Genomic DNA, 16,868 nt, shown 5'->3' on the forward strand with positions numbered 1-16,868 from the left:
GTGCCGCCGTTGGATTCCGCGGCCGCCGCGACGGGCTGGAAAAGAACACCGGCAACAGCGAGAGCAGCAATTAGTACGGTCGACGAGAATGGCCGTCTTCGAATGGGCATGGCAAAGCCTCCTGGGGAACCGGGCAGCCTAGTTATCGCTCACAGACCTGCTCCGGGACGGATTCAGGCCGGGGATGAGAGCGCTAACACTCCGCCTTCGCAGATTGCCAGGATGTTTCAAGACATTCAAGGGGGACTTTATCTGACCCTCACCGGCGCTCACATCGCGCCAGATTTCGTACCCAGAAAAGTGTTACGCGGGCGACCTGTCGATTGTCGGCATCGCATTTCTGCGGAATGCGTTGGCAACCTGCCGAGACCGCCACCACTGTCCACGCGGCGTCGAGCAGGCAGACACGGCGCAACGGGGTACCAGCGGCCCCTTCAGGACGGATCAGCCGCCTAGCCTCGGTTCATGGACAACCGAGGTGAGGTACGGGCGTTCCTCGCCTCCCGCCGGGCGGAGGCTCCTGACCTACTCCGCATCATCCAGTCGTGTACGGGGTTGTCGTCGTCAGCGGCATACCGTTGACGACCGGGGTGACGTCTCGGCTGGCCGTGGGCGGCGCGACGGCGGCCGCCGCGTTGTTCTCACGGGCGAGGAAGGTGCCGAGTTCGCCGATGGTGCTCATCAGCGGGGCCCGGAACACGACGGTGCTGTTCTTGTCGACGCCGAGTTCCACCAGGGTTTGCAGGTTGCGGAGCTGCAACGCGAGCGGGTGGGCCATCATGATGTCCGCGGCCGATCCCAGCGCGTCGGCGGCGAGCGCCTCGCCCTCGGCGGCGATGATCTTCGCGCGTTTCTCCCGCTCGGCTTCGGCCTGCCGGGCCATGGCGCGTTTCATGCTGTCGGGCAGCTGGATGTCCTTGAGCTCGACCAGGGTGACCTGCACGCCCCAGTCCTCGGTGGCGACGTCCAGGATCGTCTTGATGTCGATGTTGATCCGGTCGGTCTCGGAGAGCGTCTCGTCGAGGGTGTGCTGCCCGACGACCTTGCGCAGGGTGGTCTGGGCGATCTGGTTGATCGCCGCGCCGACGTTCTCGATCGCCACGACCGACTTCTCGGCGTCCACGATCCGGTAGTAGGCGACGGCGGAGACATCGACGCTGACATTGTCGCGGGTGATGATGCCCTGCGATTGGATCGGCATGGTGACGATCCGCAGGCTCACCCGGTTCAACACGTCGACGAACGGGATGATCACGGTGAGGCCGGCCTGGCGAACCCCGATGACCTTGCCGAGACGGAACAGGACCCCCTGCTCGTACTGCTTGACGACCTTCACCGCGAGCGACGCCACGATGAAAAGCAACATGAGGATGAGGGCTAGCCACAGGTACCACATGGTGGAGATCCTGACTTCGGCCGCAGCCGGATATTCGTGCCCGAGAACAGTCCGCTAGAGAAACGCACCTGATCACTGCGGGGCGCAGAAACGCCGGGACACTCGCAGCGGCCAGACACCAGGCCACCGAGGTCCAGGGCGACACTTTCAAGCCTACGCCTGTTCACACCGGCCGGCACCGGGCGCCGGACGGCAGGCTCGACGGCCCCGGCGAGATGCGCGTACGGTCGAGTCGTCGCCCGAGCCCCCGGTGGCTGTTGAGCCCGCCGCCGCCGACACCTGCACACCGATCCGGTCCCGAACGCGTGCACAGGAGTACGGCAGCCGCCTTGAGCCGGTGGCGTTGCTCTCCGATCGATCCGTGGCCACGCTCGAAGCTCCGCGCAGCAGACCGCCGATCCATCGCGCCCGCTCTTTCGAGCGGGATCCTCACATCAGGAGTTCGACATGGCCCGTCCGGATCCGGTAAATGATCATCGCATCGTCGTGGGCGTCGACGACGCCGGCACGTCAGCATTGTCGGCGACGGCAGGTGAAGAGGCTCGACCATGACCGCATCAGCAACCGCGCCGGAGAACACCACCGGTGTCGAGGTGAACACACCATCGACCGGTACGCGGCCGACGGGCTGCGTGTGCTCGCCGTCGCGTACCGGACCTGATCTTCGCCCTGCCCGGCGGTGCGGTACCGCTGCCGTTGACGGTATTGCAGATCCCGGCGATCGACCTCGGCACCGAGACACTGCCCGCGCTTGCGCTGGGCCGCGAACCCGCCGAACCGGGCCTGATGGGCCGCCCGCACCGGCCACGCCGCACCGGCGTCATCGACCGCAAGCTGCTGGTGCGTGCCGGTCCCGCCGAAACGAGAGACCCCGTGACAGCGATCGGAAGCGGAGAGGTGGGCCCGCGGACAGAGGTAACCGCTGGCCGGCGCTTCACTCCGGTCGCGGCCCCGGCGAGCAGCGTGCCGGACCACGGATTCCGGCAAAACCCGAGGCAGACCTTCGAGAAAGGAACACGCGATGACGCGAACCACACAGTTCACGATCGGCGCGACGGCCCACTGCAACGACGGTGTAGGCGGCACGGTGACCCGGGTGGTCATCGATCCCGTCGCACGAACCGTCACGCACCTGGTCATCGAGCCGAGACACGAGCATACGGCCGGACGTCTGGTGCCGCTGCGTCTCGTGCAGAAGACAGGTAGGGAGCTTCTGCTGGGCTGCACGGTCACGCAGTTCGAGAGGCTCGACCGCGCCGAGGAAAGCCACTACGTGGCAGATGACGACGGCTACTCGTCCCATGGAACCGGGAAAGCGCCCGCCTGGCCCTACTTCAGCGGCCTGGGTGGTACCGGCCTGCGGGCCGGCGGCAGTGACATTGCCACGGGGTTGGCAGCCGGGGCGTACCGGGACAGCAAGGTGGTAACCACCGATTCCGTGCCGAGCGGCGACGTCGTCGTCTACCGCGGCGACCCGGTCCATGCCACCGACGGCGAGATCGGCCACATCCGCGGCATCGTGATCGACGCCGCAAGCCATCAGGTGACCCATGTGATCCTCCACGAAGGACACCTTTTCCACCGCAAGGATGTCGCCATCCCGATCGGCGCGGTCACCCACATCGGCGACACCATCCAGCTCGCCATCACCAGACAGCAGGTCGAAGACCTCCCGCCGGTCGAATCCGACCAGTGCGATCAGACCCCCTGAGCCACGGGGATGCGACCGGGGACCGGAGACCCGTGAACACGGGTCCGCGGTTGTCTCCCGGAACGACGTGCCCGGGGAGGACGGGACCAAAGCCTCTGCGTGGTCGGTCCGATCGGGAACAGGGTGGGATCATGACGCAGATCACGCACAAGACGGATCATGAACTGAAGACGGCGGTGGTGGACGAGTTGGAGTGGACGCCGAGCGTCAACTCCGACCGGATCGCGGTCTCTGTCGACAACGGTGCGATCACTCTGTCGGGCCAGGTCGAGACCTACCCGGAGAAACAGGCGGCGACCCGTGCGGTGATGCACGTACACGGTGTGACCGCGGTCGCGGACGAGATCGAGGTGAAGAACGAGTGGGCACCGCGGGAGGACTCCGACATCGCCCGGGAAGCCGCAGAGGCGCTCGATCGGATGGTGTACGTCCCCGCGGGAGCAGTGCAGGCCCGGGTCCACAACCACATGATCACGCTGTCCGGCACCCTCACTTGGGAGTACCAGCGTGAAGCGGCACGCGACGCGATGGCAGTCCTGCGCGGCGTGCGCGGCGTGATCAACACGATCTCGCTGAAGCCGAAGGCCGTGATCACGCCGATCGAGGCCAAGGCAAAGATCACTGCGGCGCTGGTCCGCAAGGCACGATTCGACGGCCGGCACATCACGGTCGTCGTCGATGGCACCGAGATCGAGCTGCGAGGAAGCGTTTCGTCCTGGACGGAGTTCCGGCAGGCCAGCTATGCCGCGTGGGCGACGCCGGGTGTGACCGACGTGAAGAATCACCTCGTGGTCGGTTGCTGATCGACAGCCTTGGCGCTCCAGCCGAGGTGACACTCGGCGGGTACCGGCGGTGTGGCTCCCGGTACCCCGTCTGCCACTCAGCCGCTGCGAAGATCCGGACCGGACATGGCGGCTGCGGCTCAGCGCTTTTGTGCTGGCAGATGGCGTAGGGTCTGTCCGGGAGCAGACCGCGTCCCCGGATCAGAACCGTAAGCACCACAGGCGCGAAACCTGCCTCTTGCCCCCAGACCTCGGGCCGTGTTTTCCCCGCCCTAAGGGTCTGTGCCATGAACGAGAGCCCACCACTTCACCACACCGTCGCCTCGGACACCCCGGCGCCCGGGCCGCCGGTTCCCGGCTACACCCACTCTGCCGCGTCGCCGGACGACGGTTTCGTCGGCGTAGCCCGGCTGGAACTCGACGAACTGCTGGTCATGCTGATCAACCGGGCTACCGATGTCCAGCAGACGCAGGGCAGACTTCGTGGACTCCTCCGGGCCAACTTGCAGGTGACACGTGCGGTCGGCCTCGATGAGGTGCTGACTCCCATCCTGGATGCCGCCCGGAACCTGGTCGGGGCCCGGTACGCGGCGCTCGGCGTGATCGAGGACGGCCGCCTGGTGCGGTTCCTGCACTCAGGTATGGACATCGAGACGGTAGATGCGCTCGAAGCCCAGCCTGAGGGAAAAGGCCTCCTCGGCCGGCTGATCGACTACCCGGAACCGTTGCGGCTCCGCGACCTCGCCGAGCATGTGTCCTCGATCGGATTCCCCGCTCACCACCCACCGATGCGATCGTTCCTCGGGGTCCCGATCCGGATCGGGACGCAGGTGTTCGGCAACCTGTACCTCACCGACAAGCCCGGCGGCGCAGAGTTCTCCGCCGACGACGAAGAACTGGCGACAGCGCTGGCCGTGACCGCTGGTGTCGCGATCGGAAACGCCGCGCTGCTGCACGAGGCCCAACGCCGCCAGCGGTGGCAGAACGCGATGATGACCCTGTCCACTGCCGTCCTGTCCAACGACGACCCACTCAAGGACGCCCTGACGCAGATCGCCGGACACGCCATGAGCGCCTCGTCAGCCGCCGGGGCATGCGTCTGCATACCCGCTGAACAACCGGAAATGCTGCTTGTCGCCGCTGGCGACGGCGTCTACACCGCACTGATCGGGAGAACCTTCCCCACCGCCGGATCCGGCTACACCGACGCGCTCACCGCCCGGGAACCTGCCCTCGTCGCCGGCCAGGGCACGAGCCCTCGCACCACGGGGCATCATCCGATCAACGGGGCCGGCCCGACAGCGGCAGCAGTCCTGCGCAGCGAGACCGCCGTCACCGGCGTGCTGTTCGTGTGCGCGACGCCCGGCTCAGCCCCGTTCGCCCGCCTGGACCTCGACCTTCTCGGCGGCTACGCCACTTACGCCGCTCTGGTCCTGCAACTGGCCCACGCCCAGCACGACAACGCACAGCTACGGGCCAGCAACGACCGCCAGCGGATCGCCGAAGACCTGCACCGGCGCGTCCTGCATCGCATCTCCCGTCTCGGGATCGATCTGCACACCGTCGCCGCCCGCCTGCACGACTCGGTAGCCAGAGCCACGCTCATGTCCAAGATCGACGACACCGACACGATCATCCACGAACTGCGGGCCGCGATCTTCACACTGGATTCCACCGACACCGTTCGACCCGCCGCGGCCCCACACTCGGCGTCGGCGACATGAACGCCCGGAAGATCCGGTACGCCACGCAGACGCACAGGGCCACCCCATCGCCCGAATCAGCGCCAGGAGGCTCACCGACCATCTTCTCTGCCAGCCCCAGGCGTTCGTGCCGACCTGAACTCGCGCACCCGTCCGGGGCACCACCGACCGCGGACAGCTGCAGCAGGTGGGCACACCGGTCCTGCCGGTCGTGCCGCTCGGTGTGGAGTCGCTGGGTGATGAGAAACATCTGCTGTTCGAAGCCCCTTGCGGGGCCGGTCACCTGCCGGGCAAGGACAAGGATCTTCCCACCGGGGACCCCCTGGAGGTGGGGGCCGACGACTCGCCGGCGATCCCGCTCTGGACAGCGAAGGTAGGGCAGCGGGCCGACGTCGCGATCGGCCGGCCGGTATCGGTGTTTCAGCGCCGGTCCGGCCTTCCCCGATTCGCGGGGATGCCGGCAGGGTTCAACGCGGTGGCGATCGCTGTGCCCCAGGCTGCGATAGCGTCCCAGTCACGGAAGTCGCCGTCCGGTACCCGCAAAGCCATGACCATCGCCTTCTCGCCGAAGCTGAGGTGGTGCCGAACCAGCCGCCCCGCGAAGAGTCGATGGTCGAGTGCGTGGGTGCTCGTGACGAGTTCACCGATCTCGGCCGGTTCCTCGTCCGGCTTGGCCGGATCACCCACCGGGCCGCTGGAGAACAGCCATACCGGGCGTGGCTGTTGCACCACGATACGGTCGGCGAGCCGGCGGGCATCCTCCAGCCATCGCCCCAGATAGACGGCACTGCCGAGGACGAACGCGTCGTAGGATGCCGGGTCACTGACGGCAACGGCGGGGAGCACCTCGACGACCGCGTCACCGGTAAGGCCCGCTCGGATCGCCTCGGCGATACCGGTGGCGATCTCGGCGGTGGACCCGTGCCGGCTGGCGGCACTGACGAGAATCTTCACAGTCGTCGCTCACTTCTGGTGATGGAGCGTTCTCTCGGGCAGCTGCTGCTCGGCGCGGTCGCGGATACCGCGCAGCATGCGCCGGCTCATGAGGAAGCTGACGACCGCGAGCGGTTCCACCAGCAAGCGCCCCCACCATCGCGTGTAGGCGTAGCGTTCGCGGACGATGAGGCGGGTCGTGGCCGCCGAGCCGGGTAACAGGTCGAACGTCCAGGTGAAGTCGTACGGCGCAGTGGCCGCACCGGGCATGGCCGCGCCCTGGAGAACCAGCGATCGGGGTCGTTCGGCGATCGCGACGGTCAAGGCGACCTCGGGTGCGAGCCGAACCGGGTCACCGACGGCGAGGTACTGCCAACCAGGATTGATCCGCGCCGCGCTGTGGATGTCGCAGCCGATCAGGTTCTCCAGTGAGTCGTAGCTGTAGAAACCACCACGCCCCTGACCCAGCTGGACAACCCACGGCCACACGTCGGCGACGCCAGCGCGGACCGTGATGGCGCGGGTCGCCGTCAGGTCGGGTGCGGGCACCAGTTCATCGCCGGTCAGAGCTCGTCCGGCCTCGGCGCCGGTCGCGCCCCACCGCAGTTGCCGACGCCGCAGGACGGCGACAGCCGCGGCGACGACCAGTGCGGCTACGACCCTCGACTTGGTGTTCACGGGGAGACCACCTCGACGGGACCCCCGGTGTGAAGCGGAGACGACGGGAGGCTGCGGTGATCCGCGTCGGCGGCCGGGCCGACCGGGCCGGGGCCGGGCTCGTCGTCGCCTTGGTCGAGCCGGAACGGCGGGTACCGGTCGGTCAGCAGGGCCAGGTAGGCGATGGTACGCAGGCTCCACCGGGCGATGCCGAGCATCAGGTCGTACAGACCACGGGGGTATCGGCCGGTGAACAGCAGGCTGATCCCGGCGATGAGCAGGCCGAGGCTGACCGCGCCGAGCGGCGCCGCCGATCCCGTACCGTCGCCGAACTTCCAGGTCGTAGGGCCGGTCAGCGCGGCGACGAGCAGCAGGTGCGGGACGGCGAACAGCCAGGCCGCCAGTGGCAGCCACCGCGGGAGCCGGGTAGGCGGATCGATCTGCAGCCGGGCCGGGTAGTCCGCGACGTCGGCCAGAGTGAACGGTGGATACCGATCGGTGCCGAGGGCTTGGTAACCGTAGTAGTTCACCCGCCAGGACCACCGCAGCACCCCCACATCGAACGCGAAGATCGCCGGTGGATACCGGCCGGTGAAGACCACCGACACATAGGCCATCAGGGTCACCACGGCGAACGCGGTCCACAGTCCCAGCAGGATCACGTAGTGCGGTATCAGCAGGAACCACTTCACCAGCCAGAGCCACCGGCTGAGATGAGAATCGCGCGCGGCGTGCACCTGGACGGGAAAGCGGTTCATGGCATCTCCGGCATCTGTTACCGCGAGTAGACGCCGCCCCGCCGCCGGGCATCAGTGCCGAACGGCCCCTCCCCAGCAACACGCCGATCCGGGAGACGCGCTGCTCATCGTCGCGGTGGCCGATGCCCGGATTCGTCCGCGCCACCGGTAGTCAGGGTGCGGGTGCCGGGGCGGGCGTTCACACAGGCACTACCGGGCCGGATGCCGAGGAAGAGTGCTCGATGTGCCATCGGTCGAAGTCGGCGGCCGGCATGGGGCGGCCGAAGTGGTAGCCCTGCGCGATGTCGCAGCCCAGGTCACGCAGGGCTGACGCGGTCAGTTCGTCTTCGATGCCTTCAGCGACCACCGACAGGCCGAGATTGTGGCCGAGGGTGATGGCGGTGCGTACGAGTACGGTATCGCTGCCGCTGCCGGTCATGTTCTGCACGAACGATCGGTCGATCTTGAGTTCGTCGACCGGCAGGACCCTCAGGTAGGTCATGGAGGAATGGCCGGTGCCGAAATCGTCGACGGACAGGCGAATGCCGCCGTCGTGCAGGCTGCGCAGTACGACGAGCGCCCGCTCGGGGTCGGCCATCACCATGCTCTCGGTGATCTCCAGTTCGAGCAGGTCCGGCGGCAGACCGGCCCCGTCCAGCAGTTCGAACACCCGTTCGGCGAAGGTCGGGTCGAGCAGACAGCGGGTGGACATGTTGACGGCGACCGGTATCGGCGTACCGCGCTCCTGCCATCTTTTCGCCTGTCCGATCGCTTCCCGCAGGACGTGGTCCGTCAGCGGCCGGATGAGGCTGGTGCTCTCCGCGACGGGAATGAAGTCGTCCGGGGCCATCCGTCCCCGGACCGGATGGTTCCAGCGGATCAGCGCCTCCACGCCCGCCAACCGGCCGGAGGCAAGGTCGATCTTGGGCTGGTAGTGAAGGCTGATCTGCTCGTCGGTATCGAACGCCCGGCGCAGGTCGCCGAGCAGTTCCAGCCGGCGCGGCGCGTTGGTGTCGTGACTCGCGTCGTACCGCTGTATGCCGGTGGCGTTCTCGGTGGCCTGGTGCATCGCGGTCTCGGCGTGACGGACCAGCGTCTCGGGGTCGGTTCCGTGTTCCGGGCCCAGGGACAGGCCGATGTTGGCCTCCATGTCGATGTTGATGTCACCGACCGCGAACGGCTGATGAAGGACGGCCAGCAGGTCCGGCGCTACGGCGCCGGCTTCGTCGGGGCCGGAACCGGGCAGCAGGACGGCGAAGTCGTCGGCACCGAGACGAGCGACCGTCGCGTTCACGGGCGCCGCTGTCACCAGGCGGCGTGCGACCTCGATGAGCAGCAGGTCACCGTTGCGGTGACCGAGGACGTCATTGACGTCCTTGAACCCCCGCAGGTCGATGAAGAGTACGGCCGCCGGCTGGTCGTCGCTCAACGCGTCACGGATCCGCGCGACCAGCAAAGCACGGCTGGGTGCACCGGTGAGGGCGTCGTACGAGGTGGTCCGGCGTACCGATCGGAGGTGGCTCCACCAGCCGGCGGCACCGGCGAGCAGGGTCAGCATCCCGGCCAGCAGCAGAGCCAGCGACCCGATGCTCAGACCACGGGACCATCCGGTACCGAAAGCCGGGGTCGCCACCGCGACGTACCAGTCGTTGGCGTTGCCCTCGGTGGCGGCGATGCGCTGGAAGGCGACCCGCTGCCCGCCGATGGTGGTGATGCCGTGATCACGGCCGCTGCGGATCAGGGAGACGAAGGTGTGGTCGTCTGCCGCGGCCGGCACGGACCTGCTGTCGACGATGATGTGGCCGGTGTCGGCGTCGATGATCGAAGCGACGACCTGTTCGGACGGTGTCGTCGTCCGGAAGCTGTCGAGTGCGATCTCGTAGTGCACGATACCGACGTGGCCGACCGTCTCCACGACGGTCGAGTTCGAGACCACCGTGTTGTGGGTGTCGGCCGACTCATACTCTTTGGCCTGGTAGATCCGGCCGGGGCCGAGTTCCAGCGTGCGGGCGAAAAACGGGTTCTCCGCCTCGTGGTGGGACAGCGCCGACGGCGCGGACGGCACACCGTTGACCACTCGCGCGAGCTCGAGACCGCTGTCGTCGATGAAACACGCCTCACCGACCCGGCCCGGGAAAAACCGCACCAGATGGCCCAGGGCGTCGTTGACCCGTTGCATCAGCGGGCCACCCGAGTCGATCTTCTCCTGGATCGTACCGGGCGCCTGGTAGAAATCGGTGAAAACCGGGTTGGCGGCAAGGATCGCGTTGATGGCCCGGGCCCGCTCGAAATAGTTCTCCAGCGCAGCCGCCTGCTGCTGGAGTACGAGCCCCAGCGCATTGTCCTGGTTCGCGATCTGCCTGCTCCGAGCGGTGGTGACACTGAACAGCACGCTCGACAGCACCACCATCAGACCCAGCGGAAGCGCCACCGCTCGGGCGAATCGCGCCACACCGGACAAGCCGAACATCGCTCTCCCTTCACTGACTGATTGATCGGCGATCCCCGGAAGCCTCTGAGCCCTCGGGACGGTCGCCTCAGCGGTGCGGATCCGTCCAACCGCGGAGCAGAGCCGCGGTTCTCCGCGGATCGTCGATGGACGGCCGAACCGGGGCGGTGGGGGCACTGATCGCCGTGACCACCGGCCGGGCCTCCACCTGGTACGGCGCAATCCGCGCAACCGGCGTCCGGTCCTCGCGATCTCCGCGTCGCCGGATCATCAGCAGGAGGACGGCGAGCAGGGCCAGGCCCAGTACGACCAGCCCGGCCTGCCAGGTGACAGCCGGGGTGGTGGCCGAGGTCAGCGGTGCAGTCACGTCCGGGCGGGCCGTCACGACCGACACGACGACCGTGTCACCGCGGGCGGGGTCGGCGCCGGCTGCCGCGCTCACCAGCTTCTGCAGTTGGGTCACGTCGACGGCCCGGTCGACCAGGACCGCGACACTCAACTTCTTGACGCCGCCGGGAGCCGTGGTCCGGGTCTCGTACAGCTGATTCAGGGCGTTGTTCCGTACGATGCCGGTGTTCTCGTACCGCGTGCCGCTGGTATCGGTGTAGAAGGTCCGGCTCAGCGTCTCCGACAACGCACCCACCGACGGGTCCCGCGAATAACGTCGGCTGACTGTCTCGACGCGATCGAGATCCAGCTCGACCGCGGTGGTGGCCACGGCATGGCCCGGGCCGACGACCGCGTCCAGCATCTTCTGCAACGCACCGTTCAGCCGATCCTCGTAGGCGGCGGTCTGCTCGGGTCCGGCTGCCTGAACCGGCTGCGGATGGAGGCAGACACCGGCGGCGAGAACGGCGGCCAGCACTACGGCGATCGGTGTCTTCACGGCACTCCCTCGGTCAGCCGTCACCGTCGTCCAGCCCATCGGCCTGTTGAGAATTCGGCCCGGTACATCTTGGTTGCTACCGAAACAGTCTCCGGGCCGGTGTTCTCGACAACCGTCCGAGCCTCTGCCGACAGCGCTCAGGTCCGCGGCTCCGTGGCATCGGGCGTGTCCACCTGAGGTAGGCCGATGGTGAAGGCGGCGCCCTGGCCGGGGCGGCTCCACGCCTCGATGGTGCCACCGTGGCCGGTGACGACCTCACGCGTGAGGGCGAGTCCGAGGCCGAATCGACGGTGATCGGCGTGCCCGCCGCGCGCGAACCGGGCGAACAGCCGTTCGGTGTCGGCCGGGTCGAAGCCGGTGCCGTCGTCACGGACGACAACGGTGACCATGGTGCGGTCGGTACCGAGTTCGATGGTCACCTGACCGCCGGCTGGCGTGTGGCTCAGGGCGTTGTCGACCAGAGCGGTCAGGACGCGCCGTAGAGCGGCCCGGTGCCCGAGCACCAGTGACGGCCCACCGGCGCCGGGCCGCAGCGTCAGCTCCACCTCCTGCTCCCGGGCCCGGTTGGCCTGCTCGGCGATCACCGCGGCCGCGACGACACCGAGGTCGACCAGCTCACGGGCGTCGTCACGCCGGCCGAGCTGGGTGGAGAGCAGCAAGTCCTCGACAACCTCGCCGAGGTGCCGGGTGCCGGTGACGAGATGATCGACGTCGGTGGTGACATCCGCGAGGTCGGCGCCGGAGCGCAGGTCCATCTGCAGCAACTGTGCCCGGGTGTGTAACTGGGTCAGTGGGGTGCGCAGTTCGTGGCTGGCGTCGGCGACGAACTGCCGTTGCCGGGCCAGAGCTTCGGCCAGCGGGGCGGTCGCGCGGCGGGCGAGCAGCGCGGCCGACAGCACTGCGATGAGCAGGCCGACCAGTTCACCGGCGACCAGGGCGCCGAACAGTCGTTCCCTCTCCTCGTGCTGCTCATGACGGCTCATGACGACCTGGACGGTCCGGGTTCCCCGCTGCCGGGTCAGTGTCAGGAAGCCTCCTGCCCGGCCGTCGATGTAGGACGTCGCGGTCGGCGCACCGGCGCGGACACGGTCGAGCGCGCCCCGGTCGGGAAGTCCGTCCGGGGCGTCCTCGGTGGCGTCGATCGCGCCGTCGGCTTCCTGAACGAAGATCCACACATCGGGTGGGGGATCGTCGACGTCATCCGCGCTCGCCACGGTCTGCCGCAGCAGGGTCGTCGCAGCGGCGTTCTGGCTGTGCACGACCACGACCAGGGCCAGCACGCCGAGCACGAGCAGGCTCACGGTGATCGCGGCCGCGGTCTGCACCGCGATGACGCGCCTCGCCCTGGACAGCAGAGCTCGGTCGGGGTCGGTCCGTGCGTCACCCCGGCGTTTCATCCGGGCCCCAGCCGATATCCCACACCCCGTACGGTGACGACCGCGGCAGCCCCGAGTTTGCGCCGCAGGTAGTGCACGTAGGTGTCGACCAGGGCCACGCCGGAGGCGTCGGGGAAGACCTGGGTGACGATCTGCTCGCGGGTGAACGCCCGCGCCGGATTCCGGGCCAGTAGACGCAGCAGGTCGCTCTCCCGGCCGGACAGCGCCGTGACCACCCCGTCCGGGCCGGTCACCGTCCTCGCGATCAGATCGAAGGTGGCAGCACCGACCGCGAGCCGCTCCCCCACTCCGGTCCGGCCACGCAGGAGTACCCGGACACGGGCCAGGAGTTCGTCGACCTCGAACGGTTTGACGAGGTAGTCCTCGGCGCCGCTGTCCAGGCCGGCCACCCGGTCGGAGACGGTGCCCAGAGCGGTGAGCACGAGAACCGGGACCGCCACTCCGGCGCGGCGCAGGCGGCTGAGCAGGTCGAGGCCTTCGATGGCGGGTAGCCCTCGGTCGAGGATCATGGCGTCGTAGGCCCGGGTCAGGGCCAGATGCAGACCGGCCTGGCCGTCCGGGGCGAGGTCGGGCTGGTAACCGGCGCCACGGAACAGGCGCAGCAGCAGCGGTCCCAGCTCGCGGTCGTCCTCGACCACCAGGACCTTGACCGGGGGCGGGGCAGCGTCCGTCATGGTGTCACTCTCGCAGGCTCGCACGCTCATCCGAAGTGCGCAGCGTCGAGTGCGGCTTGAAGCGATTCCCGGTAGCCCTCGCTGGTCACGGTGGCCCCGCTGACCCCGTCGATCCGGGCGCTCTGGGCCTTCAGCACCTGCTGCCGAAGCTTCGGCAGGGCGTACTCGTTGATCTGGTCGTCGCGGGCGTTGCCGGTCGGTCGCTGCAACGGCCGTACGTCAGTGATCTTCTGCCCGATGATGGTGACCTGGACCTGGACCGGACCCCACCGGGTCTCGGCGACCGTCCCGTTGACGGTCGTGGCCCGAGTCGCCGGACTCCCCGACGGGGAGCCGGACGGCGCAGCCGTGGCCGTGGCCGTGTCGGGGACGACACCGGTGTCGGGGACGACACCGGGTGCGGCGGCGGCCGTACCGGTACCCGGCAGCGCGCCGCCGGTACTCGTGCGATAGCTGAACAGCAGCACGATGGCGGCCAGGGTGGACACGATCGTCAGAGTGATCCGGCGCATTCTCATCGTCTCTCCGGTCGGTATGGTGAGTTCACCATGCGAACTCCTCGGCATGAATGTGATCGGTGTCGACACCCGCTTCGCGCAGCGTGGCCCGCACCCCGGCCATCCAGTCCGGCGGACCGCACAGGAAGACCTCGTGCCCGGCCACGTCCGGCACCAGCCATCTCAGTCCGGCCAGATCACTGACCTGGGCGAACATCGCCGGCAGCCAGGAATCCGGGCGGCACCGGGCACCCTCGAGATACACCACCCGGACCCCGGTCCGGCGGGCCGCGTCGTCGAGTTCGGCCCGGAAGACCGCATCCCCGAGCCGGCGGATCCGGTACAGCAGAGTGATCGGGGTGCCGGACTCCGCGAGGTCGTCGAGCAGCGCCCGCATGGTGGTGATCCCGACGCCCGCCGCGACCATCAGCACCTTCCGGCCGGCGATGTGACGATCGGCCGTCAGGGCTCCGTAAGGCCCCTCCACCAGCACGCGGGTGCCCGGACGCAGAGTCGCGGCACGGGAGCTGCCGTCCCCGAGATCCTTGACCGTGATCCGCAGCAGATCACCGGACGGCGCGGACGACAGGGTGTAGGGGTGTGCCCTCGTCCAGCCGGGCCCGTCGAGGAAACGCCAGAGGAAGAACTGGCCGGCGCGGGCCGGTAGCCGGTCCAGGTGGTGCCCGCTCAGGTACACCGAGACCACCCCCGGCGCCTCCGGTACGACAGCGTCCACCCGCAGCCGGTGATACGCCGACCGGAACACCGGCAGACCGACCCGGAACACCAGCACCGCGCCGAGTGCCGCGCCGTACAGACCCCACCAGTAGATTCGCCCTGGCGCCGAGGCGATGAAGTCCGCGCCGGTCCACAGCTGATGCGGCAGCGCCAGCCCGACCCCGAGGTACGCGTACAGGTGAACGAGGTGCCACGTCTCGTACCGTTGCCGGCGCCGCGCCAGGCGGACCGACAGCACCACGACCAGGATGAGCAGGACGGTGCCCGCCGCCGCCAGAACCATGCCGGGATAGGTGACCACGAGGTCCCCGGCAACGGCGAGCACGCCCCCGCCACCGGACTGCGCGTAGCCCACGGTGATCAGCCCGATGTGGCCGATCATCAGCCAGAACGACAGGAAACCCACCAGCCGGTGCCGGCGTGCCAGGGCGTCCTGGCCGTAGCTGCGCTCGACCCACGGGATCCGCGCCATCAGCAGCACCTGGAGCAGCAGCAGATCGGACGCGACCAGACCGGTCAACCGGCCGATCGAGGTCGCCGGGCCACCCGGCGCGGCGAATCCGCGGAGACCTCCGTTGTGCAGCCACAACGCCACCACGGCCACCACGCTGAGCAGTGCCGCAGAGCCGGCCAGATCGGCCCACCACCGCCGTGGCGCGGGCCGCCGGAGGTTCGTCCCGGCCGCCCCGGTCAGCCTGACCCGGCCCGTCACACTCGTCATACTCACGGCAATTCACGGCTCCCTTCCCGTTCGGCGTACAGATCCAGCGTCTCCGGCAAAAATGGGAGGTCTCGAAGAATCGCTCCCTAGCCTTTGCCGGGACGTCGAACCGTCCTCGTCACCGATCCGCTTCGCCGCGTCCACTACTCCGGGGAGACACTCATGGGCACCGTCAACGGACTACCGGCGCACATCCTGCTGGTGCACGCGATCGTGGTCTTGCTTCCGCTCGCCGCTCTGCTGCTCGTACTGACCGCCGTCTGGCCCGCGCTGCGTCATCGCCTGGCCGGCCCGAACGCCGTCCTGTCGGTGGTCGTCGTCGCGCTCGTGCCCGTCACGACCAGCGCCGGGGAATGGCTGGAACACCGCGTCGGCGAGACCCCGCTGTTACGCGACCACACCGACCTCGGCGACACCGCCATCTGGGTCGCCCTGCCGGTGGCCGCCCTGGCCCTGATCATCTGGTGGCGTCAACGGGAGACCACCGGCGCGGCCCCTCAGCGGCGCACCCTTCTGGCGCCGGCGTCGGTCGCCATCACCAGGATTGTCGCCGCACTCGCGATCGTCGTCGCCGGCGTCGCTGTGTACGACACCTACCTCATCGGCGACTCCGGAGCGAAAGCATCCTGGACCGGCAACTTCGACTCCACCGCCCGCCCGGAGGGACCCGACGGCGACTGAGTCACTGACCGCGCCGGTATGAGGCCGGTCGCCTCTGCCGGTAACCGGCGAGCTGGAACACCATGTGGTCATGGAGACCAGACAACGAAGTGGACGGCCGTGACACATCCGGCAGAACCACACGACAGCGGCGTGGCCGGCCGCCTGAACTGGCTACGCGCCGGGGTCCTGGGCGCCAACGACGGCATCGTGTCGACGGCCGGCCTCGTCGTCGGGGTAGCCGGGGCAACCCTGGCCAGCGGCCCGATCGCCACCGCCGGGGTCGCCGGGCTGGTGGCCGGTGCGGTATCGATGGCGCTCGGCGAGTACGTCTCGGTCAGCAGCCAGCGCGATACCGAACGGGCCCTGCTGGCCAAGGAACGCACCGAACTCGCCGAATTCCCGGACCAGGAGCTCGACGAACTGACCGCCCTGTACGAGGTCAAGGGCCTGACCCCGGCGACCGCACGCCTGGTGGCGGAGGAGTTGACCGCCAAGGACGCCTTCGCCGCCCACGCGGACGCGGAACTTCGCATCGATCCTGACGCCTTGACCAATCCCTGGCATGCGGCCGGAGCATCGGCGGTCGCCTTCGTCGCCGGTTCACTGCTGCCGCTGACCGCGATCCTGCTCCCACCGCCGAACATCCGGGTCGCGGTCACCTTCGCCGTGGTCGTCCTCGCTCTCGCCATCACCGGAGCGGTCAGCGCCACACTCGGGTCGGCCGGCCTCACCCGGGCAGTCACACGGCTGGTGGGCGGCGGAACCCTGGCCATGGCCGTGACCTTCGGCGTCGGGCAACTGGTCGGCGCCACCATCGGGTGACGCTCAGCGGGATCGGCATCCGCCCGGAAGGTTCGCCGCTCGCCGAGGCGAAGGGGGCACGCCGGGTTCGTAAGCCCTGCCGTTTCGGGTCGTTGGACCCTG

Annotated in this window: 16 protein-coding genes; 6 read left to right on the forward strand and 10 right to left on the reverse strand. The window is 68.6% G+C overall.

Annotated elements, in window-relative coordinates; genetic code table 11:
- Window positions 1-535: 535 nt before the first annotated feature.
- On the reverse strand, window positions 536-1,396 hold the full coding sequence (locus BLU81_RS21510; protein ID WP_092546314.1) for a slipin family protein: 861 nt from the start codon (window positions 1,394-1,396) through the stop codon (window positions 536-538).
- A 696-nt stretch (window positions 1,397-2,092) separates the two neighbouring features.
- Here BLU81_RS21510 and BLU81_RS52095 point away from each other — a divergent pair.
- From BLU81_RS52095 to BLU81_RS21530, 4 genes are all read left to right on the forward strand, one after another.
- A complete protein-coding gene (locus BLU81_RS52095; RefSeq protein WP_197686336.1) occupies window positions 2,093-2,602 on the forward strand; it encodes a cation-translocating P-type ATPase C-terminal domain-containing protein in 510 nt (169 codons plus the stop codon).
- Entirely contained in the window at window positions 2,493-3,107 is a 615-nt protein-coding gene (locus BLU81_RS21520; RefSeq protein WP_157751720.1) for a PRC-barrel domain-containing protein, read from the forward strand. The genes BLU81_RS52095 and BLU81_RS21520 overlap by 110 nt, the downstream gene beginning before the upstream one ends.
- Window positions 3,108-3,238: 131 nt before the next feature.
- Window positions 3,239-3,910 carry a BON domain-containing protein gene (locus tag BLU81_RS21525; RefSeq protein ID WP_092546316.1) on the forward strand — a complete coding sequence of 224 codons (672 nt, stop codon included), beginning with the start codon at window positions 3,239-3,241 and terminating at the stop codon, window positions 3,908-3,910.
- A gap of 266 nt (window positions 3,911-4,176) precedes the next feature.
- The gene (locus tag BLU81_RS21530) at window positions 4,177-5,613 is read left to right on the forward strand and encodes a GAF domain-containing protein (RefSeq protein WP_092546317.1); all 1,437 of its coding nucleotides are present in this window, start codon (window positions 4,177-4,179) and stop codon (window positions 5,611-5,613) included.
- 399 nt (window positions 5,614-6,012) lie between these two features.
- On the opposite strand, the gene BLU81_RS21535 is transcribed toward BLU81_RS21530, so the two are convergent.
- From BLU81_RS21535 to BLU81_RS21575, 9 genes are all read right to left on the reverse strand, one after another.
- A complete protein-coding gene (locus BLU81_RS21535) occupies window positions 6,013-6,546 on the reverse strand; it encodes a flavodoxin domain-containing protein (protein WP_092546318.1) in 534 nt (177 codons plus the stop codon).
- A gap of 9 nt (window positions 6,547-6,555) precedes the next feature.
- Entirely contained in the window at window positions 6,556-7,203 is a 648-nt protein-coding gene (locus BLU81_RS21540) for a hypothetical protein (RefSeq protein ID WP_092546319.1), read from the reverse strand.
- Window positions 7,200-7,940 carry a DUF4389 domain-containing protein gene (locus BLU81_RS21545; protein WP_092546320.1) on the reverse strand — a complete coding sequence of 247 codons (741 nt, stop codon included), beginning with the start codon at window positions 7,938-7,940 and terminating at the stop codon, window positions 7,200-7,202. Before BLU81_RS21545 ends, BLU81_RS21540 begins: the two co-directional genes overlap by 4 nt.
- A gap of 178 nt (window positions 7,941-8,118) precedes the next feature.
- Window positions 8,119-10,389: a putative bifunctional diguanylate cyclase/phosphodiesterase gene (locus BLU81_RS21550; RefSeq protein ID WP_092546321.1), complete on the reverse strand. Its 2,271-nt coding sequence runs from the start codon at window positions 10,387-10,389 to the stop codon at window positions 8,119-8,121.
- 67 nt (window positions 10,390-10,456) lie between these two features.
- Window positions 10,457-11,254, reverse strand: a complete 798-nt coding sequence (locus BLU81_RS21555) for a flagellar M-ring protein FliF C-terminal domain-containing protein (RefSeq protein ID WP_172890592.1) — start codon at window positions 11,252-11,254, stop codon at window positions 10,457-10,459.
- A 137-nt stretch (window positions 11,255-11,391) separates the two neighbouring features.
- On the reverse strand, window positions 11,392-12,651 hold the full coding sequence (locus tag BLU81_RS21560; RefSeq protein ID WP_092546323.1) for a sensor histidine kinase: 1,260 nt from the start codon (window positions 12,649-12,651) through the stop codon (window positions 11,392-11,394).
- Window positions 12,648-13,325 carry a response regulator transcription factor gene (locus BLU81_RS21565; protein ID WP_231954689.1) on the reverse strand — a complete coding sequence of 226 codons (678 nt, stop codon included), beginning with the start codon at window positions 13,323-13,325 and terminating at the stop codon, window positions 12,648-12,650. Before BLU81_RS21565 ends, BLU81_RS21560 begins: the two co-directional genes overlap by 4 nt.
- A 26-nt stretch (window positions 13,326-13,351) precedes the next feature.
- A complete protein-coding gene (locus BLU81_RS21570; protein WP_307833817.1) occupies window positions 13,352-13,843 on the reverse strand; it encodes an FMN-binding protein in 492 nt (163 codons plus the stop codon).
- Between the two features lie 25 nt (window positions 13,844-13,868).
- A complete protein-coding gene (locus BLU81_RS21575; RefSeq protein WP_092546326.1) occupies window positions 13,869-15,281 on the reverse strand; it encodes a ferredoxin reductase family protein in 1,413 nt (470 codons plus the stop codon).
- A gap of 162 nt (window positions 15,282-15,443) precedes the next feature.
- Between BLU81_RS21575 and BLU81_RS21580 the strand changes: the two genes are divergently transcribed.
- A complete protein-coding gene (locus BLU81_RS21580) occupies window positions 15,444-15,962 on the forward strand; it encodes a DUF2231 domain-containing protein (protein ID WP_092546327.1) in 519 nt (172 codons plus the stop codon).
- Window positions 15,963-16,061: 99 nt separating this feature from the next.
- Window positions 16,062-16,766, forward strand: coding sequence for a VIT1/CCC1 transporter family protein (locus tag BLU81_RS21585; RefSeq protein ID WP_231954690.1), 705 nt, complete (start codon window positions 16,062-16,064; stop codon window positions 16,764-16,766).
- The last annotated feature ends 102 nt before the right edge of the window (window positions 16,767-16,868 follow it).

The sequence above is a fragment of the Actinoplanes derwentensis genome (genome assembly GCF_900104725.1).
Taxonomy (GTDB): Bacteria; Actinomycetota; Actinomycetes; order Mycobacteriales; family Micromonosporaceae; genus Actinoplanes; species Actinoplanes derwentensis.